Origin of the sequence: Rhodococcus sp. 05-2256-B1, from assembly GCF_002258465.1 — a bacterium.
Classification (GTDB): domain Bacteria; phylum Actinomycetota; class Actinomycetes; order Mycobacteriales; family Mycobacteriaceae; genus Rhodococcoides; species Rhodococcoides fascians.
In genome coordinates, this window is record NZ_NOZA01000017.1 from 167939 (window position 1) to 187344 (window position 19406).

Below are 19406 nucleotides of genomic sequence, written 5' to 3' on the forward strand. Positions count from 1 at the left end.
GCAGGAAAACAAGTCCATTGTTGTCGCATGATCGCAATTGGAGCTGTATTGGCCTTGTCCTTGGTCGGCGCGGGATGGACCGTGGTCGCCCTGCGGGAGGGAGGGAGAAGCGCTCCTGCTGGTCCGCCGCGCAGTCGTATCGATGTCGACTGAGCTCACCGCCCACTATTCGACTCCAACCACGGGATTCCGCCTTCGCCTTCGAATTGTGGACACTGAGCGCACCACCCTCGACCGCAAATCGCCGACGCAACCGTCGTACGCGGAGGACAATCGAGCCCATGCCCGTTCCCGTCGAGTTCTCCACCCTCGATCTCCCGCTCGAGGAGCGGATCGAGCGCTGGGAGGGACACAACGCGGACCTACTCATCGGGCTGCGGTGCCGCATGCTGGAGGTCGAGCAACTCGAGGCGACGGGTACCAATCTTCGACTCGATTCGGTCGACCTGGCTCGGGTCATCGGAACTTCGCACGTGGTCGAGCGCGACGCCGAACTGATCAGACAGCAGCCGTCGGATTCGGTGATGATGTACTTCAGCCTCGTCGGCGATGCGTTCTTCTACTCCGCGGACGGCATTCGCTCCGTCGGCCCGGGGCAAGGGCTGGTGTTCGACGCAGACCGAGCGTTCATGCGTGGCTTCTCGCACGGGCTCGAGGAGCTGGTGCTGAAGCTGCCGCGGTCGGTGTTCGCGGACGTAACGGGAGCGGCGGTGCCCTCGGAACCCACGGTGCTCGACTTCTCGCCGAACGGAAACGTGCACGCCGCAGCACTCGCTCGACAGGTAGGGCGTGCCACCAGTCGACGCGACCCGACACCGCCGGACGAGCGCGCGATCCTCGAACTCGTCTCGGTGCTGACCACCGGTGCTCGCGCAGACCTGAACTCGGCCCATCGAGCGGCGGCGCGATCGTTCATCGAACAGCGACTGTCCGACGCGTCGCTGTCCGCCGCGCAGGTGGCACGTGCGGTCGGAATCAGTGCCCGGCACCTGTCCCGGGTGTTCGCCGACGACGGCACCAGCGTGCCCAAGTACATCCTCGAACGTCGGCTCGAGCGGGCCCATGCGCAGCTCACCGGCAAGTTCGACGCATCGATGACGGTCGCCGATATCGCTCTTTCGTGCGGATTCACGTCGGCCACTTACTTTTCGCGGTCGTTCGTCGCGAGATTCGGCCGTCGCGCATCCGATGCCCGACGCGACGCCGTGATCACCAGGGCAGCCGGGTGACACCCGAAAAAATCGGCCATGTCTGTTCATTTGCGCCGACCTCGCCGGCATTCGGGTAATCCCGATACGTGATGCAGGACACTCGGTCGTAGGGCCCGAGACCAGAGTCGGGCACGACGAAGGGTGATCCGATGCCGGTATTCGACGACGGTCAGAAGGCGACTGCACTGCCCGATTCCTCGGTGGTGGAGACCGACGTGCTCATCGTCGGATCGGGTCCGGCGGGCGGGTCCGCGGCCCTGCTGCTGTCCACTCTCGGCATCCCCAACATCATGATCACCAAGTACCGCTGGACGGCCAACACGCCACGCGCGCACATCACGAACCAACGGACGATGGAGATCTTCCGGGACGTGGGAATCGCCGAGCAGGTGCTCGCCGACGCGACCCCGCACGAACTCGTCGGCGACACGGTGTTCTGCACGTCCATCGCGGGCGAGGAGATCGGCCGAATCCGCACGTGGGGAACGGGTGCCGACCGCGAGGCGGACTACCAGCTCGCATCTCCGTGCCTGACCGTCGACATCCCGCAGACCTACCTCGAGCCGATCCTGGTGAAGAACGCGACGATGCGAGGAACGCAGACCCAGTTCTCGACCGAATACCTTTCCCATGTGCAGGACGACTCGGGAGTGAGTGTGTCCGTGATGGATCGGCTGACCGGCAATCGGTACACGATCCGAGCCAAGTACCTCATCGGCGCGGACGGGGCTCGGTCGAAGGTCGCAGCCGACATCGACCTGCCGTTCGAGGGTGCGATGGACATCGCCGGGTCGATGAACATCACGTTCAAGGCCGACATCGCCGAGTACGTCGGGCATCGACCGTCGGTGCTGTACTGGGTGATTCAGCCCGGATCGAATGTGGGCGGCATCGGTGCCGGCCTGGTGCGGATGGTTCGGCCCTGGAACGAGTGGCTCGTCGTCTGGGGATTCGACATCTCGGTGCCGCCGCCGGTAGTGGACGAGGACGCCGCCATCGCGATCGTCCGGAACCTGCTGGGCATGCCGGAGCTGGAGGTCGAGATCACCGGAACCTCGTTGTGGGGCAACAACGAAGCCCACGCCACACATCTGCAGAAGGGGCGGGTGTTCTGTGCCGGTGACGCGATCCACCGACATCCGCCGAGCAACGGTCTGGGCTCCAACACCTCGATCCAGGATTCCTACAACTTGGCGTGGAAGCTCGCCGCGGTACTGAAGGGCCGTGCCGGTGAATCCTTGCTCGATACCTACAGTGCCGAGCGAGCCCCGGTGGCGAAGCGGATCGTCGAGCGGGCCAATCGCTCCAGTCGTGAATTCGCAGGCCTGTTCGACGCGCTGGGCGTCACCGACGCGAAGACCGAGGCCGAGATGATCGAACGGATCGAAGAGCGCAAGGCGAACACGCCCGCCGGCGCTGCCAAGCGAACGGCACTCGCCGCTGCGATGGAGACCAAGAACTACGAATTCAATGCGCACGGACTGGAATTGGGGCAGTTCTACACGTCGTCGGCCATCGTATCGGAGGGGGCGCTGCCCGAACCTGCACGAGACCGCGACCTGTACTACCAGGTGTCCACCCTGCCCGGATCTCACCTTCCCCACGCCTGGGTGGGCGACCATCTGAACAAGCGCGCAATGCTCGACCTTGCGCCTTACGAGCGCTTCACGCTCATCACCGGAGTTGCCGGATCGGCGTGGGAGGCGGCCGCGGCCGCAATCACCCAGGAACTCGGTGTGCCGCTCGAGGCCGTCGTCATCGGACCGGGACGCGAGGTGACCGATCTGTACTTCGACTGGGCTCGGCTTCGCGAGGTGTCCGAGAGCGGCGCGCTGCTCGTGCGTCCCGACAAGCACATCTGTTGGCGTGCAGAAGAACTCGTCGACGACCCCGAAGGTGCACTTCGGAAGGCTCTGACCTCGGTGCTGTCGCGATGATCGGCGACTTCGCCTACGAGGCCAACCCGATGCGAGTGCGATTCGGCTCCGGTTCTCTGGAGCGCCTGGCCGACGAACTCGATCACCTCGGACTCCGCCGGGTGTTGGTGCTGTGCTCTCCGAGCCAGCAGAGCGTCGCAGACCGGGTGGCATCCATCCTCGGGGATCGTTGTGTAGGAATACGTTCGGACGCCGTGATGCACGTCCCGGCCGACCTTGCCGCCCGAGCCAACGCGGAGGCCGTCTCACTCGGGGCCGACGGCTGCGTGACCGTCGGCGGCGGATCGGCAATCGGGCTCGGTAAGGCCATCGCACTCAAACACCGTGTGCCCATCGTCGCCGTGCCCACCACCTACGCCGGGTCGGAGATGACACCGGTGTGGGGCATGACGACCGACGGACGCAAGGAAACCGGCCGCGACACAGCGGTATTGCCGCGCAGCGTCCTCTACGACCCCGACCTGACGGCAGGTCTTCCGGTCGAGTTGTCGGTGACCAGCGGTATCAACGCCGTCGCCCATGCGGTGGAAGCGCTGTACGCACCCGACATCAGCCCGATCATCGCACTGATGGCCGAGGACGGGGTACGAGCACTCGCATCCGCGCTCCCGGTTGTCGTCGCCGATCCGTCCGACCCACAGGGGCGCAGCGACGCCCTCTACGGCGCATGGCTCTGCGGCGCGACGCTCGGCAGCACGACGATGTCGTTGCATCACAAGCTGTGTCATGCACTCGGGGGAACGCTGAATCTGCCGCACGCCCCGACTCATACGGTGGTGCTTCCGCACGTGTTGGCCTTCAACCAGTCGCACGCGCCGAAAGCGGTGGCAGCTCTGTCCCGGGCGCTACCGGGCACCGCAGACCCGGCCCGACGACTGTGGGACCTGTGCCGGACCCTCGGCGCGCCCCGATCACTGGCCGAACTGGGCATGCAGGAGAGCGACATCGACCGTATCGCCGAGGAAGCGACGAGCCGATCGTACGGAAACCCCCGCCCCGTCACCCGCGAGGCCGTCACCACAATTCTTCGAGCAGCATGGGCCGGCGAGCGGCCGATCGAGAGCGAACAGTGAGCGAGAGTATGACCGACGAAACCGTCTCCGAAGCCCAAACCACCGTCGAAGAACGACTGGTGGACAACGTCATCGGCTCGTTCGGTGAGTGCACCGATCCGCGACTGAAACAGGTGATGACGTCGCTGGTGCGGCATCTGCACGGATTCATTCGGGACGTGCGCTTGACCGAAGACGAGTGGAACACCGCTGTTTCGTTCCTGACCGAGGTCGGGCACATCACCGACGATCGTCGTCAGGAGTTCATTCTGCTGTCCGACGTACTCGGTGCGTCGATGCAGACCATCAACGTCAACAATCCTGCCCACGCGGGTGCGACCGAAGCGACGGTGTTCGGCCCATTCTTCGTCGACGACGCACCGCGCATCGAGAACGGTGGTGATGCGTCGGGAGGTGCTGCAGGACAACCGTGCTGGGTAGAAGGAACCGTACGGGACACCGACGGTAACCCGATTCCCGGTGCCCGGCTCGAGGTGTGGGAGGCCGACGAGGACGGCTTCTACGACGTTCAGTACGACGACGCCCGCGTCGGCGGTCGAGCTCATCTCTACAGCGACGACGACGGGCGCTATCGATTCTGGGCGCTGACACCGACTCCGTACCCCATTCCGCACGACGGTCCTGTCGGTCGAATGCTCGCGGCAACCGGCCGCTCGCCGATGCGGGCGTCGCACCTGCACTTCATGGTCACGTCACCGGGGATGCGAACGTTGGTGACGCACATCTTCGTTCGGGGTGACGAACTACTGGACAGCGACACGGTGTTCGGGGTCAAGGATTCGTTGATCAAGGACTTCGTGGAGCAGCCGGCGGGCACCCCGACACCGGACGGTCGAGACGTGGGCGACACGACATGGGCGCGGGCCGATTTCGACATCGTGCTCGTTCCTGCCGACAAATCCTGACGGGTCAGGACTCGGCTGGAGCACCACCGGCGATGGAGTCGATGAACGGCGTCAGCAGCAGGGCGAGATCGTCTGCGGCAGAGGCGACATCGTCGGGCGGCTCGGGAATGTAGCTCAGGGCCAGGCGCACGATGGACTTGCTGATGACGTCGGCTTGTCGTGCACTTGCGCCCACCCATCCACGCTGAAATGTCTCCGCCAGACGCTCGCCCGCACGGTCGATCAGCACCTCACTGTCGGTGGTGATCAGGCGCAGAAGATCCTCCGGCGCGTCGCCGCTGTGCAGAGATCGGACGAGTGGATCCAGACCGCTCAGCTCGAAGAACGACGAAAAGCCCTGTCTCAGAGCGGCGGACGCATCGTTCTCGTGTTGGTACAGCGCGGTCTCGCACATCGCGACGAACGCGTCCGTCAATCTGATGGCGTACCCCTGTGCGACGCCGCGTCGCGAACCGAACTCGTTGTACAGACTCTGCCTGCTCAACCCCGCGGCCTTGGCGATGTGGCTCATCGTGACGTTGCGCCAGTTGCGCTCGTGCAACAACTCGCGCAGCGCATCGAGCGCCACATCGCGCGCCAGAGTGGACGCGGCTTCACGGTATCGACCGGGAGTCGACGTCTGTTCGGCGGCGGGCATGAACACGACTCTATCGAACGACCGCATGTGGCCTGTCCAGCCAACCTTCTTCGAGACTGTTCCGATCGACGGGGTCCGCGCTCGCGATGAGGGTGCGGACCTGCCGGATGTCCTTGGGATGACCTACCCCGATTGCCCCGACGAGCCTGTCGCCGCGCACCGCGCAGGCCGTGAACCGACGGCTTTCGATGGAGCCGCGCACCACGACGTACTCGTCGTGTGCATCGGTCCACCCCGCGAATTGCAGGTTGACGCCGTGCTGCATGGACCATCCCCACGGGACATCGAGAGCACCGACGTCGAGACCGAGGATGGATCGCGCCGCCCGGGTGGCTTGATCGACGGCTCCGTTCCAGTGCTCACTCCGATACGTCCCGCCGAGTACCGAGTTGGGAACTTCGGCGACGTCGCCCGCGGCGTAGATGTTCGGTCTCGACGTGCGCATGCCGGCGTCCACCAGGATTCCCGACGCGGTCTCGAGGCCCATGTCCGCCCCGAGCTCGATGTTCGCGACCGAGCCGACGGAAACCAGCACGGTGCCGGCGGACCATGAACGACCGTCCGCGGAGGTTGCGAGAACGGTGCCGTCGGCCAGCTTCTCCAGGCCGGTCACAGCGACGTCGGTGTGCATCGTGACGCCGTTGTCGGAATGCAGGTCTCGGTACATCTGCGAGATCGCGGCCGGTGCGATCCGGTTCAGCGGAGCCGATGCCGCCTCCAACACCGTGACCTCGGCACCGAGCGATCGTGCCGCTGCCGCCGCCTCGCACCCGATCAGGCCGCCGCCGATCACCAGCAGTGATCTCGTTCGGACGATCTCGGCCTGCAGCGGGGCGACATCGGCTGCGGTGCGAAGGGTGAACACATGCTCGGCACCCGGTAGGTCGAGTTGCCTTGCACGAGAACCCGTTGCCAGCAGCAGGGCGTCGTACGGGACCGGAGCTCCCTCGTCCAGGTGCACCTCGGAATCGGTGACGGCGGTAGCCGTGACGCCTGTGCGTACATCGACCCCGTCGATGGCTGCACCGAGCTGAACCTGATCGACCGATTTCGTACCCAGCAGCAGTTCCTTGGAGACAGTCGGTCGACGGTACGTGGTCTCCGGTTCGCTACCGACGATCGTGATGGATCCGGTGAAACCCTCGGCGCGAAGCACTTTGGCGGTGGTGTATCCGGCGGCCCCGGTGCCGACGATCACGACGTTGCCGGGTTGGCGAGCGGTCACCCGCGCTCGACCTCGACCATCTCGAAATCGGCCTTGGCCGCACCGCAGTCGGGGCACGACCAGTCGTCGGGAATGTCGTCCCAACGCGTGCCGGGTTCGATGCCGTCCTCGGGCCAGCCGAGCTCTTCGTCGTACTCGAATCCGCATTGCACACAGCGATAAAGCTTCATTGCTTGCTCCTGAAGTCGATTTTCTCTCGGACGCCGCAGTCGGGGCACGGCCACTCGTCGGGTACCTCGGACCACGGAGTTCCGGCCGGGAAGCCCTCGCGTGGTGCGCCCGCGGTCTCGTCGTAGACGAACTCGCACACCGGGCATTCGTAGACAGCCATCACTTCGCTCCGTAGGCAGCGAGGATCTTCTCCCGCTTGGACGGCTGGATGTTGACGCGAGTGATGTCGCCGTCGTAGTGATCGAGAACGCGGTGATCCATCACCTTGCGCCACACGGGCGGGAAGTAGGCCAGCGAGATCATGCTTGCGTAACCGCTCGGCAGGTTGGGTGCTCCGTCCATGCTGCGCAGAGTCTGGTAGCGCCGGGTGGGGTTGGCATGGTGATCACTGTGTCGCTGAAGGTGATACAGGAAGATGTTGGTCACGATGTGATCGGAGTTCCAGCTGTGCTCGGGGGTGCATCGCTCGTAGCGGCCGTTGTCCTTCTTCTGGCGCTGGAGGCCGTAGTGCTCGAGGTAGTTGACCGTTTCGAGCAGCGAAAAGCCGTAGATTGCCTGAACGGCCAAGAACGGCAACACGATCGGGCCGAACACAACGGCAAGGACCGTGTAGAGGACGACGGACATCAGCCACGCGTTGAGTACATCGTTGTGAATACTCCACGTGCTCTTGCCCAGTCGCTCCATGCGAGTCTTCTCGAGTTCCCAGGACGACCGCAGGCTTCCCCACACGCTGCGGGGGAGGAAGGCCCAGAAGCTCTCACCGAACTTGGAGCTAGCCGGATCCTCGGGAGTAGCGACGCGCACATGGTGACCGCGGTTGTGTTCGATGTAGAAGTGGCCGTAGAACGTCTGTGCCAGTGTGATTTTCGACAGCCAGCGTTCGAGGTCGTCCTTCTTGTGACCGAGCTCGTGCGCGGTGTTGATGCCCACGCCGCCCATGACACCGATGCTGATGGCCAGGCCGATCTTAGAGAGCAGCCCCAGACCGCCGTCGATGCCGAGCCACGTGAGGTTGTCGGCGGACCAGAGGTAGCAGGCGAACACCAGGCTGGCGAGCTGGAACGGGATGTAGGCGTAGGTGCAGTAGCGGTAGTACTTGTCTTCCTCGAGCGCCTTCATCACCTCGTCGGGCGGATTGTCGCCGTCCGGTCCGAAGAACCTGTCGAGGATCGGGAGCAACCCGTAGACGAGCAGCGCGCCGATCCACCACCAGACCGGCGCCACGGCGTTCCAGCCGAGCTGGTTGAAAGCCCACACCAGGCCGGTTGCCAGAAACACCGCCGTCGGCGGGATCAGGCCCATGAGCCAGAGGTATCGCTTGCGGTCGTGCCACTCGTCGACGGGCGCCTGTGCCTGATCGTCGACATTCGATGCCGTCATCGTCACTCCTCGTGTAGGGCGGATCACTGTGCTGTGGACAATACGCGCAATTTGTATCCGGTGTGTACAAATCAAGATATTTGTACATCAGGCGGATGGATTGTTGCGGCAGTCACAGCGTCACCGATTGGACGAATCGGCCTGCTACCTTCCGACTCGTTGTGATCGGTCACGAATGGTCACGGCACTCGCAGGTCCGTCTGTATCCCGTCGGGGGTACTTCACATCAGGAGTAGTTATGGACGCATTCATCGCCAAGATCATCGTCGACGTCATCCTCGGGCTCATCGGCAGCGGAAGTGCCGAGAGCGGCAGCACCGCAGTGAGCGCAATCCTCGGATCCTGACCCGAAAGGGCTGCGTCGGCGAGAATGCCGGCGCAGCCCGCGGAGCGTCAGTGGCGAAGCGGTAGGAGTGAACGCGGGGCATCGCCGCACGCGCTCGATGGCGAACGGCTAGAAGCGGCCCTCGGCGATGGCGAGTACGACAAGAGCGATCGCCGCGATAATAAGTATTGCTAAGAGTGCCAACTGGATTGGGCTGGTCGAGCCTGGCGGCCGAACGCCGTTCGGACCCCTTTTCTGGAGCATGGCACAGACTGTAGGTCACTTCTCGGGTTTGTGCACAAGTTGGATGGTACAAACCGGCGAATGTGCCGATATGATTCGCACACCTGTTCGATCAGGAGTAGAGTTCGAGTCGGTGGAGCGAGGAGGGAAGCCTTGCTCCACCGCTCCTACATATGACACCCGAGCGAGTGGACGGTGACGGCGATGGACGACGTGTTGCGCAAGGTAGCGGAGCTCAAAGCACTGGTCACCGAGCTCGAGGCGCTCGACCGTCAACGCGTCGGGATGGGTGACCGGCTGGTCGATCTCGAACATTACTTTCGCCGAGCTGGTTGCCCCGAGTTGTCGCAGCAGGCACTCGACGCGTTCGTCGGCACCTATGCCGGCCGAGTGCTCGAATTGGCGGACGGCATGCGCGGCTGACGCCTGCCGAAGACATCTGCCGTTCGCGTACCAGGCGGTATCTTCTGTGGTTCACTGGTTCATCCAAGTCGGGACACGAGGAAAGCCGCTCGAGATACGTGAACAGTCTGCGCGAATGGTGGGCACTTCCAGTCGACTACGGATGGAACGTTGCCTTCGCGCGCTCGCAGCAGGCGCTCGAGATCACGAAGATCCTCATCGGCCTCTGGTGTTGGCTGTTCGGCGCGGCGGCGGCCATCGGGTTGGTGGTGCCGGGCCTCGCCGAAGGCACTTTGGGTACGGCTGCACTGTGGTTCACCGTCGCTACGACAATCCCGGTCGGGGTCGCCTGGTGGGTCGGTGGCTGGCCGAGCTGGCAGATGTCGATCGCCTTCGTCTTCTACGCCGACGTCGTCCTCGCGGCCGTGGTGCTCACCATCGGTGTTCCCACGACGGTTCTGCCGACCGCCGCCCTGTTCACCGTCATCGGTAGCTACGTCGTCGGTTTTCACGGTCCCAAGCTGCTCACTGCCCACTACGGCTTCGCCTTGACCACGACCGCAGTGCTGTACGGTTTCGCCTTCGTAGCCGAACCCGAACTGCGGTTACTGGCCACGGCCTACCTGGTGATCTTGATACTGGTGATGTTCTCGGCACCACTGATCGTGCACACGTTCATGATGATGTTGCGACGCGATGCCACCGGCGCGTTCTACGACCCCCTCACCGGGTTGCAGAACAGGCGGGGATTCGACGCGGCGATCGGCAACCTGCAGCTACGGCCGGGATCAGGAACCGGAGTGACGGCAGTGGTGATAGACATCGACAACTTCAAGGCCGTCAACGACCGATACGGTCACCTGCAAGGGGACGCCGTGATCCGGCTGGCGGCCTCCCGCATCCTCGACGTGTTTCCGACACCCGCCATCACGGTTCGGCTCGGCGGGGAAGAGTTCGCAATCATTGCCGTGGATGACCGCGATTCGGTCGCCGCTCGTGCGGAAATACTACGAATCCGACTGAGCAACGCAGCCGATCGCTCCCCACTGACCGCCTCGATAGGCGTCGCACATGCTGTTGTCGACGCGCGAGAGACGGGTGCCGAAGTCGAAGAGTTGCTGGGTCGTGCGGACCGGGCGATGTACCGAGCCAAGGGGCTCGGCGGCGACCGCGTTGCCCTGTCCGAGGGCGAGCCTCGGTCGTCGCGTCCGGCCGGCGAGCCGCACTGACGAGCGACGGCGTCGACCGATCCCACTTCTGGAACCGGTCAACGCCGTCGGCGGAGTCGAAAGGTCTTGCTAGAGAGCAACCTTGGCTGCAATGGCCTGCTGTGTTCCGACGTCGAAGACCGGGTTGGTCAGGTGCACGTCGAGGGTGTTGTTGGGGCCGGCGATGAGACCGTTGAGCAACGAGGTGTACGTGCCGCAGTTCTGGAACTGAGGAATCGTGTACGTGCCCTTCACGTGCGTGTCGGCCTCGTTGTTCTGGATCAGATCGATCGCGTCGAGCGCACCGGTCAGATTGGCGGTGGTCTCGCTGGTGACGCAGTTGCTCCCCGGGGGAATCAGGTCGAGTGCCGCCGACCCGGACGATCCGGTGCCGCCGATGCCGAGGGGCTTGACGGAGTCGATGCGAATCTTGAAGCTCTGCGCGACATTCAGCTCCAGTTGCGGTGCCTCGGCGGGACCGCCGGCTGCAATGGTGCCGGAGACCGGAGTGGCGTCGACGATCGAGATGGTGAAGTTGGCGAGCGTTGCCGGGCCGAGCTTGAGATCGGCCGACGCCTGCGGCAAGGCAAGAGTGCCGGTCACCGTTCCGCCGACGAGGTCGACGTCGGTGGCCAGAGCGGTGGTCGGGAAGACCACCGGCTGGCCGGTCTTGGCGATCAAGGTCGTGGTGTCGGCCTGGAACGTGATGGGAAGGGTGTCGGCAGCGTTGGCCGGGCCGGCGACCAAGGTCGCCAGAGCGACACTCGACGCCAAGGCCGTCGCGGTGACGACGGCTTTGTTACGGATCTTCACGTGCTCTCCTGAATATTGTTGTTGTGCTGGAAAGGAATTGGCGATCAGGACAAGGTGAATGCCGGGTTCGGCTGCACCGACAGGCTGTTCACCGTGCAGTTGCCCGACATCGGCTGGTTGCTCGACGTCAGAGTGTTGGTCATGTTGTCGAACGAACCTGCGAGCGTTGCGGGCCCGCAGTTGTAGCCCAGAAGCGAGAAGCCGACGTTCGAGACCTCACCGGTGGTGGAGCTGGTGGGAGTGAGGGTCCAGGGCAGGTTCTTCAGCTGCGGCAGGCCGCAGAGGCGGTTCGATCCGCTGATCTTCGCGTCTGTGATCGACGCCGACGAGCCGTCCGCGCTGGTGGATCCGGACAGGGTGATCGAGCAGCTGACGGGAACCCCGAACGAGGCCGGTGTGGTGACGACGATCGTGCCGGGTGCGGTGAAGGCGGTATTCGCCGGTGAGATGGTGGCGGCAGCGGCACTTCCGGCACCGAGGGTGGCCCCGGCAATCGCGACTGCAGCAGCGACAGTGGTGAACGTTCGGGTACGGGACGGCAGGTTGAGCGTCATCGATCCTCCAAGTCCGAGCAGCTTCCGGCTCCCAGACGGGCATCCGGTGGCTCCGGTGCTCCGGCAGCCGAAACGAACATTAGGACGACGAAATGGATGTCGGATATGTTCTTTTGCAAGACAGTGACAAGTCACAATCCGGTCGGTATGTTTGTTGTAAGTCTTGGTATTGATTTCGGTCGGCACCTCGGAAGGTATGCGCTTCATGGGTTTTCGGCCCGTTTTTCCTGGGGGAGTCGGCATGGTGGGCGCGTCGAACACCCATCTGTGGCGTTATCGAACCGTTATGGTTCGTTACCGAAACGAGACGCGCCGTATTGCTTCGGCGACACCTGAGTCGTTCAAGCTGGCGTCAGCGAGAAAAGACGACCCGAAGAGGTTTGAAACAGATAGCAACCCCTGGGTGACGGGGGTGGTTTTTTCATGCCAAACTGTGGTGTGACGTTCGCGCTGGCCGAAGTGGGTTCAACAGTCGACACGGACACGGGAGAGTTGACGGTGCAGCCGTATTTCGCCCCGGTCTGTCGACTGGACAACGGTGCGCTGGCGGCAATCGAAGTACAACTGCGCGGCCCGAAGGATGGGCCACTCGCCTCCGCCGATGCACTGAAGCGCGCTGCTCGCGCCATGGACGCCAAGCGTGAACTCGATGTTCTCGCGTGGGGAGTGGCCCGGCTGGAAAGCGCCGTTCGGCTGCCGATGCTGGTCTCGATGGATGTCGACTCGCTCGCAGCACTCGACGAAGCCACCGAAGAACAGTTGCGTCGCGACATCGTCGTCGTCACCGAGGCGGCACTCGTGGACAGCCCGGCGCGCACACTGGCCGCGATCGACAAGGCACGTCGCGACGGAAAAGTGGTTGCCGTCGACGACGTCGGTCGCCGATCGCAGTCCCTGACGCTGCTGCCGCTCATCGAACCCGATGTCATCATTCTGTCTTCCTCCATGGTCTCCACCCGGCCCGATCTGGCCACCGCCCGTACGGCGCACGCGGTGTCGGCTCAGGTGGAGCGAACCGGTGCCGTGGTCGTGGCCAGCGGAGTCGACACCGCTGTGCACCGCAGCCGGGCACTCGGTCTCGGTGCCACCTACGGAGTGGGCGAGCTGTACCCGGCTGCTCAGACGACCGAAGAGTTGCCGGCCGACGCCGCGGAGATCATGCCGCCGTTCCCCACCTGGAGCACCCCCGCCACCGCGCTGGAGTCGCCGTACGCAATTGCCGCCGCAGGCAAGGTCGCGACGCGGAGCACCAAGCGTCTGTTGGTGGCCATGAGCACGTCCCTGGAGATGCAGGCATCGGCGTCGGGCCCGGAAACATTGGTACTCGGCACCTTTCAGCGGGCCGAGCATTTCACACCGACCAGCCGTGCGCGGTGGGTGTCGATGGCGGAGCAGATCTCGTATGCCGGCGTCTACGGCGTGGGGATGGGCTACGTGCAAGAGGGCGGCATCGTGCACGCCCCGCTCGACCCGACGGACTCACTCGTCGAGGAGTGGAACGTGGTAGTTCTCGGCCCGCATTTCTGCGGAGTGCTCGCTGCCATCGACCTACACCGGGGCGAAGCCGATGCGGATCGTGAATTCGACTATGTGATGTCGTACGACCGCGCCACCGTAGTCCGTTGCGCCCGTGCAATTCTCGCGCGCTTCTGAACCATCGAGTCGGCGGTGTGCGTACTGGATGTTTCGGGCAGCCACGGCAGGGCATACGGCACAACAGGTGATGAAGTAGTCCGGACTGCCACATTGCTCAGACCCCGTACGTTGAAAACACAGCGTGCGGGGTCGACTTGTCGGTCAGGGCAACTCGGACATCTCGTGCACGAAATCCAGAGCGATGTCGTGCACTTTGCGATTGGCACGTTGCGACCTTTCGACCAACAAAGCGAACGCCTCGTCGGCAGTGATGCGGTGCACCGCCATCAGGATTCCCTTTGCCTGTTCGATAGGCGCGCGACGCGCCAACGCGTCCTGGAGATCGAGCGGGCCCTCGATCCTCGTCACGTGCGCTGTGCTCATGCAGTCATTGTTGCGCACCTGACGTCCATGCAGGTCAGAGACAGAAAGACACGCGGTGAAAGCGACAGACCGTGCCGTAGCCGTTACCGGTGGCGTAGCGTTCCGTAACCGCCTCGTTATCAGGCAGCCGGGTTGGCCAGAGGTCTCCCGATCAGAAGTTCGAGGGTGCGGTAGGCATCCGTTCGCCGACCGTTGCTGGCATTGTCGTGATACGCCGCGCCGGCGACGACCACGCCGACTGGAATTCGACCCGACTCGATATCGCGAGCCGTCTGCTCGGCGCAGTTCCGCAACACCGGGCAGTCGGCGCACAGCCGCCATGCCTTCTCTGCGCGTTTGCGTCCGTGCCGAGGAAGTTGTTGCGAGTCGTATGCATCCATGTCTTCGATGCACGCACCCTTGAGGCGCCAGACCTGGTCATCCGTCATCGTCGTGATCCGTTTCGCGTCGTGCCGATCGTTCCACAACGCTTATTCCCCATCCCTGGAGACTCGAAACAACCAAATGCCTTGCGGCGCCGAACACCCGCCGTTGGGCCCAGCAGTTCTGGCCCACCGCTCAGGCAGGACGACGAGCAGCAGACCGAGATATGACGGCCGCCGCCGCGATGGTCACCAGTGCGCCGAGCACGATGGCGGGGCCTTCACCGGGTGCCAGAACGCTGCTCTGCTCCCCGAGAGTCACGGCCGAAACCGGAACGCCCAGTTGGGCGGCCGCGAGTATCCCAAGCCCGACGGGCTGGCCTGTCGCGCGCATCGCACCGTGCACCGCGATTGCACCCAGACCCAACACGAGCCCCAGCACGATCATGCTCGGGTGGCCACCCAGTGCACGCAGGTCGAGTGACGCGCCGAGCCAGACGAAGTACAGCGGACCCAGGAAACCTTCGGTGATGGCGAACAGCTGTTTCGCCAGACGTCGCGGTTCTCCGATCGCAGCGATGGCCAGTCCGAAGCCGAAGCCGGCCAGCATCACCGACGCATGAGTGTGGACCGCGAGGGCCGCGAGGCCGAACAGCAGAACCAGGTTGAGTCGCAATTCGAGAGCGAACTTACGCTGGGCAGACACATGGTGGATTCGACGGCGCAGTCCGGTGAGGTCGAAGTGTCGCAGTACGAAAAAGATCGCGGTGGCGGCAGCGATGACCGTGATGGATCCGAACGCGGCCGGAACAGCGCGCGGTGGATCGATCACCAGGGGTAGAGCGACGATACAGACTGCGTCGGCGATCGCGATCTGTGGCAGGAAGGACATCAGCCCGGATGTGGCCGTCTTGCTGGATTCGACTATCGGCATGATGACCGCGGCCGAGGACGATGTCATCAACACCGCGTAGAGACCGGGGTGCGGTGGATCGAACGCAGTGGAGACGGCCCAGCCGAGTGCGGTAGCCAGCAGCCCGACGGCCACAGCCCGCGCAGCGCCCACCTGGAGGCCGACCCGCAGTCGAGGATCGCGAATCGGTACCTGACTGCCCGCCACGAACATCACGAGCGCAAACCCGACCTGCGCCAGAAGACTCAGTGTCTGCTCACTCGGATCGATGACGCCGAAGCCTGTGTGACCGATGACAATTCCAGCGACGAGTTCTCCGATGACGACCGGTATCCGAAGCCCACGCGGAAGCGCCAGAAGTGGGCCGAACAAACCCACCGCGGCACACAGGGCGAGCGTCTCGAAGGTCATACGACCCCGCCGACGTCAGGCAGAGTTCAGCGTCGGGTGCATGTTCGGCGGCAGCGCCGACGCAACGAGATCACGAGGGTGCAGCACGCCTTGCTCGGCCATCATCAGTGTCATCAGCTGCTCGACAACACGCAGCTGCGCCGCCAGAGGGCTGCGCATGAGTTTGCGCTCGTAGTCGATGCGGGCGGACCGATATTCGGTGTCGAGATCGCTCATGTCATCGTCTCCTCGAACGGGTCTACTTCGTGTCGACGACTGCCAGGACGACAGTCCTGAGCGTACGACGAGCAGAAGGCTGTGCCATCGGCCCAAGTGCCCTCTTATCAAGGCCACTCGGCCCTTTCGCGGTGCCCGGGCGCATCGCCCGGTGTCACATCACGATGACCGCGGCACCCGCGAACCGGCCGTGCCGCAGATCCCGCAGGGCATCCGGCACGTGGGCGAACGAGTACTCCGTGGCCTCGACTTTCAGGCGGATTCGACCGCAGATCTCGAGAAATGCCCGTGCATTTTCTCTGGTGTTCGCTTCGACACTGCGCAAACGCTTTTCGTGGAACAGGTGTCGCTGGTAATTCAGGGCAGGGACATCGGTCATGTGGATTCCGGCCAGTACGACGGTTCCGCCCGGTACGAGTGCGTCGAGCGCCACCGGAACGATCTCATCGATCGGCGCGAACACGATCGCTGCATCCAGTTGCTGGGGAGGCGCGGCAAATGTGTCCTGTGCGGAGTCGAGTCCGAGAGACAAGGCGAACTCGCGAGCAACAGGATCCCTGGTCATCACGTGCACCGTGGCTCCGGCCGAACGAGCGAGCTGGGCGACGATATGTGCGCTGCCCCCGAATCCGTAGAGCCCGAGTATGCCGTTCTCGGGAAGCTCGGCAAGGAGCAGTGCCCGGTAACCGATGATTCCTGCGCACAACAGGGGCGCGAGCTCGGCGGTGCGGTATCCGTCCGGCAACGCGAGAGCATAGTCGGCCGGAACAACCGAACACTCTGCGAACCCTCCGTCGTGATCCCAACCGGTATAGCGGGATTCGGCACACAGATTCTCCTTCCCAGCGGTACAGAACGAGCAGGTCCCACACGTGTGCCGAAGCCACGGAATTCCCACGCGGTCGCCGACCCGGAACGAGGTGAGGGTATCCACCCCGACGGCAGACACGACCCCCACGATCTTGTGACCGGGGACGACGTGAGGGGCGTGCACCGGAAGATCGCCCTCGACGATGTGAAGGTCCGTCCGGCACACACCACACGCCTCGACCGAGACCAACAGTTCTCCCGGCCCAGGGATCGGGCGGCCTTCTTCGACGAGCTGCAGCGGACTGTTGTCCACCGACCCGGGGACCGTTGTGCGCCAAACTTTTCCGACTTCGCCGTCGAGATGTGTCATCGAGTGCGCGCAGCGGCGAGTGATCGGGCAGGAGTTCCGTCAGTGTCGATCACGGTTGCACTCGGCCAGGGGCAGCGGGAACGGGCCATGGCGTCGTACACCGACGTTGACGCGTCCGAGGCCCCCCCGAGGTCGAGTCGCGATGCGGTCCAGAGAAATTCGCCTCGGAACCCGGCACTCGAACTCGACGAGATCGCTGTGGGTGTCGGCGGCGAGTTCCCGTGCCTGCTCTCGGGTGTGCTCGTCGTTCCACGATGCGTCGATGATGACAGAACGGCCCATCGTGACCTGCTCGTGCGCTCGACGCATCATCTCGGCGTAGGTGCCTGCTGTCCTCTCGGATGTATAGAGTCCGCATCCGACAGCCGCCGGATGCGGTGACCGCGGATCGAGTCCGGCGCGCTGCTTACGCACCACATCGCTCGACAACACCACGGCTCCGCTACGTTCCCCGAGCGCTGCCGCCATCGTGCTCTTGCCGGTACCGGGCAGGCCTCCCACCAACGTGATGGTGACCGCCGAGGACGCCAGGTGGTCCAGCGCGAGCTGCATGTGGGCGAGCGCGTCGGTCTGCGAAGACGGATGACCCTGATGGAAGCGAAGGCAGGCCACCTTGGCGCGCACGGTGGCGCGGTAGGCGATGTAGTGATCGATCAGCGAGCACGGAGGATCGTCTTCGGTCGCCTCGCGGTACGACGCCACGAATCGTCGCGCCGCGTCGGGGCGACCCTGAAACTCGAGATCCATTGCCAAGCAGGCGACGTCGTCGATCCCGTCGAGAAAGCGAAGGCGGTCGTCGAAGTCCAGACAGTCGAGTATCCGGGGGCCGTCGGGCAGACAGAAGATGTCGTCCGAGAGAAGGTCGCCGTGCCCGTCGACCATGTGGCCCTGCGAAATACGCAGATCGAACAGGGCGGCACGCCCGCTGACGTAACGTGACGACAGACTCTCCAGTCGCTCGACGAGCGCCGGCTCGAGCACACCGACCGCCAGCCCATGCAATTCGGCGATGTTGTTGCGCCACCGCTCTTCCACAGCACTCTGTCGTCCCTCGTCGTCGATGCGACTACTTCGATGGCTGTTCTTGTGGGCGACCCCGACCGCCCGTGCGACCAGATCGACCGTGTTGCCGATATCGTCGCCGGCCGCGGCACGAGCAGACAGTCGAGTGGAGTCGGGAAGACGACGCATCTTCAGCACTGGTTCGGCTGGACCGCCTTGCGGGTCGGTGAGCTCGGCAATGCCCAGGTAGACATCGGGTGCGAATCGCGAATTCAACGCGAACTCGCGTTCGCACGCTGTCCGTCGAGAGTCGACGGTCCGAAAATCGAGAAAATCCGTTCGGATCGGTTTCTTCATCTTGTAGGCGAAGTCGCCGAACAGGAAAACGTAGGCACTGTGGGTTTCGTGGACCACTGCGGCACTGTCGGCCGACGGATCGCAATCGACGACTGCAGGCATGGTGCATCCTTCGAAAGGTGTTGGAGGACAGGTTGGACAGCACTACCGCGACGGGTGGTTTCGCGCCTGCAGAAAGTCCTCCCAGTCAGTGTCCAGTGCCGCATGCGGCTCCGGTCACCGGCGACGGTGGTGAGGTAGACCAGGAATCCTACGAAGACTGCGCCGAGAACCCATACGAACATGGCCGTGGAGGCATCGTTGATGACGGCACCGACCGCACTGACGGGCGCATGCACGAGGGTTCCGTTCGCATCGCACCAGATCGGAGTGGTCTCACCGATCTGCACGTCCGAGGGAACCTCGGTCGATTCCGAGCGAATCGACCCGTCCGGTGCACTCCATTGCACCGTCGCGATACCGGTGGCGAGCGTGGTGCTGTCGCCGCCGGCACTCCTGGACTGCACAGTGTCGATCACTTTGGCGTCGAGCTGAACGTATTCTGCCCGTTGCTGTTGCGACCGCGACGACAGGTCGTTGTAGGTCACCGAGCCGATCGTCGCCGCGACGGGTATCAGTAACAGAAGGACAGCGATACCGACGACGAACGCCGTTCGTTCGATCCTGTCGGGCAGTCGCATCAGCGGATTGGAAGACCAAGGACTCTTGCGCCACCACCGGTGCGCGAGTTCTGCGAGCATGCCGTCACCTACCCCTCACCGCCGTGTGTTCGGCGTCGATTACGAGTCTCCGACGCTGTGCCCTGGTAGGTAAGGGCACAAGGTCCCGATACGCCGAGGGCGGTGGACCGTGAATTCGA

Annotated in this window: 22 protein-coding genes; 8 read left to right on the forward strand and 14 right to left on the reverse strand. The window is 64.0% G+C overall.

Translation table 11 applies throughout. The annotated features are described in order from the left end of the window. The first annotated feature begins 27 nt into the window (after positions 1-27). From CH285_RS28315 to CH285_RS09055, 5 genes are all read left to right on the forward strand, one after another. Positions 28-153: a hypothetical protein gene (locus CH285_RS28315; protein ID WP_255032513.1), complete on the forward strand. Its 126-nt coding sequence runs from the start codon at positions 28-30 to the stop codon at positions 151-153. Positions 154-281: 128 nt separating this feature from the next. Next, the gene (locus CH285_RS09040) at positions 282-1229 is read left to right on the forward strand and encodes a helix-turn-helix domain-containing protein (RefSeq protein ID WP_057473539.1); all 948 of its coding nucleotides are present in this window, start codon (positions 282-284) and stop codon (positions 1227-1229) included. 131 nt (positions 1230-1360) lie between these two features. Next, positions 1361-3148 (forward strand): FAD-dependent oxidoreductase, encoded by a 1788-nt coding sequence (locus CH285_RS09045; RefSeq protein ID WP_094643394.1) that lies wholly within the window; start codon positions 1361-1363, stop codon positions 3146-3148. Next, positions 3145-4221, forward strand: coding sequence for a maleylacetate reductase (locus tag CH285_RS09050; RefSeq protein WP_094643395.1), 1077 nt, complete (start codon positions 3145-3147; stop codon positions 4219-4221). Before CH285_RS09045 ends, CH285_RS09050 begins: the two co-directional genes overlap by 4 nt. 8 nt (positions 4222-4229) lie before the next feature. After that, positions 4230-5126 (forward strand): dioxygenase family protein, encoded by an 897-nt coding sequence (locus CH285_RS09055; RefSeq protein WP_094643396.1) that lies wholly within the window; start codon positions 4230-4232, stop codon positions 5124-5126. Between the two features lie 4 nt (positions 5127-5130). Here CH285_RS09055 and CH285_RS09060 read toward each other — a convergent pair whose 3' ends face one another. Genes CH285_RS09060 through CH285_RS09080 form a run of 5 tightly spaced genes read right to left on the reverse strand, consistent with a single transcriptional unit; the run spans position 5131 to position 8542 of the window. Continuing rightward, complete coding sequence (locus CH285_RS09060; RefSeq protein ID WP_094643522.1) at positions 5131-5763, reverse strand: TetR family transcriptional regulator; 633 nt, start codon at positions 5761-5763, stop codon at positions 5131-5133. 10 nt (positions 5764-5773) lie between these two features. After that, positions 5774-6988 (reverse strand): NAD(P)/FAD-dependent oxidoreductase, encoded by a 1215-nt coding sequence (locus CH285_RS09065; RefSeq protein WP_094643397.1) that lies wholly within the window; start codon positions 6986-6988, stop codon positions 5774-5776. Beyond that, positions 6985-7158, reverse strand: coding sequence for a rubredoxin (locus CH285_RS09070; RefSeq protein WP_027495558.1), 174 nt, complete (start codon positions 7156-7158; stop codon positions 6985-6987). Before CH285_RS09070 ends, CH285_RS09065 begins: the two co-directional genes overlap by 4 nt. Then, entirely contained in the window at positions 7155-7319 is a 165-nt protein-coding gene (locus tag CH285_RS09075) for a rubredoxin (protein WP_027495559.1), read from the reverse strand. Before CH285_RS09075 ends, CH285_RS09070 begins: the two co-directional genes overlap by 4 nt. Next, positions 7319-8542: an alkane 1-monooxygenase gene (locus CH285_RS09080; protein ID WP_094643523.1), complete on the reverse strand. Its 1224-nt coding sequence runs from the start codon at positions 8540-8542 to the stop codon at positions 7319-7321. Before CH285_RS09080 ends, CH285_RS09075 begins: the two co-directional genes overlap by 1 nt. Before the next feature lie 772 nt (positions 8543-9314). Here CH285_RS09080 and CH285_RS09085 point away from each other — a divergent pair. Together CH285_RS09085 and CH285_RS09090 are read left to right on the forward strand one after the other, a co-directional pair. Further along, positions 9315-9533, forward strand: coding sequence for a hypothetical protein (locus tag CH285_RS09085; protein WP_094621470.1), 219 nt, complete (start codon positions 9315-9317; stop codon positions 9531-9533). A 98-nt stretch (positions 9534-9631) separates the two neighbouring features. Further along, positions 9632-10741 (forward strand): GGDEF domain-containing protein, encoded by a 1110-nt coding sequence (locus CH285_RS09090; protein ID WP_094643398.1) that lies wholly within the window; start codon positions 9632-9634, stop codon positions 10739-10741. 69 nt (positions 10742-10810) lie between these two features. Here CH285_RS09090 and CH285_RS09095 read toward each other — a convergent pair whose 3' ends face one another. Then, positions 10811-11533, reverse strand: coding sequence for a hypothetical protein (locus CH285_RS09095; RefSeq protein ID WP_032371837.1), 723 nt, complete (start codon positions 11531-11533; stop codon positions 10811-10813). 44 nt (positions 11534-11577) lie between these two features. Next, positions 11578-12087 (reverse strand): alkane oxidation protein activator PraA, encoded by a 510-nt coding sequence (gene praA, locus CH285_RS09100; protein WP_032366927.1) that lies wholly within the window; start codon positions 12085-12087, stop codon positions 11578-11580. Positions 12088-12510: 423 nt separating this feature from the next. Here praA and CH285_RS09105 point away from each other — a divergent pair, with 423 nt between their 5' ends. Continuing rightward, positions 12511-13740, forward strand: a complete 1230-nt coding sequence (locus tag CH285_RS09105; protein ID WP_176458437.1) for an EAL domain-containing protein — start codon at positions 12511-12513, stop codon at positions 13738-13740. 144 nt (positions 13741-13884) lie between these two features. On the opposite strand, the gene CH285_RS28320 is transcribed toward CH285_RS09105, so the two are convergent. From CH285_RS28320 to CH285_RS28795, 7 genes are all read right to left on the reverse strand, one after another. Next, entirely contained in the window at positions 13885-14106 is a 222-nt protein-coding gene (locus CH285_RS28320; protein WP_032406160.1) for an ANTAR domain-containing protein, read from the reverse strand. Between the two features lie 119 nt (positions 14107-14225). Next, positions 14226-14534, reverse strand: coding sequence for a WhiB family transcriptional regulator (locus tag CH285_RS28325; RefSeq protein WP_135043299.1), 309 nt, complete (start codon positions 14532-14534; stop codon positions 14226-14228). 130 nt (positions 14535-14664) lie between these two features. Further along, on the reverse strand, positions 14665-15792 hold the full coding sequence (locus CH285_RS09120) for a cation:proton antiporter (RefSeq protein WP_094643401.1): 1128 nt from the start codon (positions 15790-15792) through the stop codon (positions 14665-14667). Between the two features lie 15 nt (positions 15793-15807). After that, complete coding sequence (locus tag CH285_RS09125) at positions 15808-16008, reverse strand: hypothetical protein (RefSeq protein ID WP_094643402.1); 201 nt, start codon at positions 16006-16008, stop codon at positions 15808-15810. Positions 16009-16162: 154 nt separating this feature from the next. Next, the gene (locus CH285_RS09130) at positions 16163-17188 is read right to left on the reverse strand and encodes a zinc-binding alcohol dehydrogenase family protein (RefSeq protein WP_094643403.1); all 1026 of its coding nucleotides are present in this window, start codon (positions 17186-17188) and stop codon (positions 16163-16165) included. 39 nt (positions 17189-17227) lie between these two features. Further along, positions 17228-18649 (reverse strand): bifunctional aminoglycoside phosphotransferase/ATP-binding protein, encoded by a 1422-nt coding sequence (locus tag CH285_RS09135; RefSeq protein ID WP_094643404.1) that lies wholly within the window; start codon positions 18647-18649, stop codon positions 17228-17230. Further along, the gene (locus tag CH285_RS28795; RefSeq protein ID WP_094643405.1) at positions 18544-19287 is read right to left on the reverse strand and encodes an Rv1733c family protein; all 744 of its coding nucleotides are present in this window, start codon (positions 19285-19287) and stop codon (positions 18544-18546) included. Before CH285_RS28795 ends, CH285_RS09135 begins: the two co-directional genes overlap by 106 nt. Positions 19288-19406 lie beyond the last annotated feature (119 nt).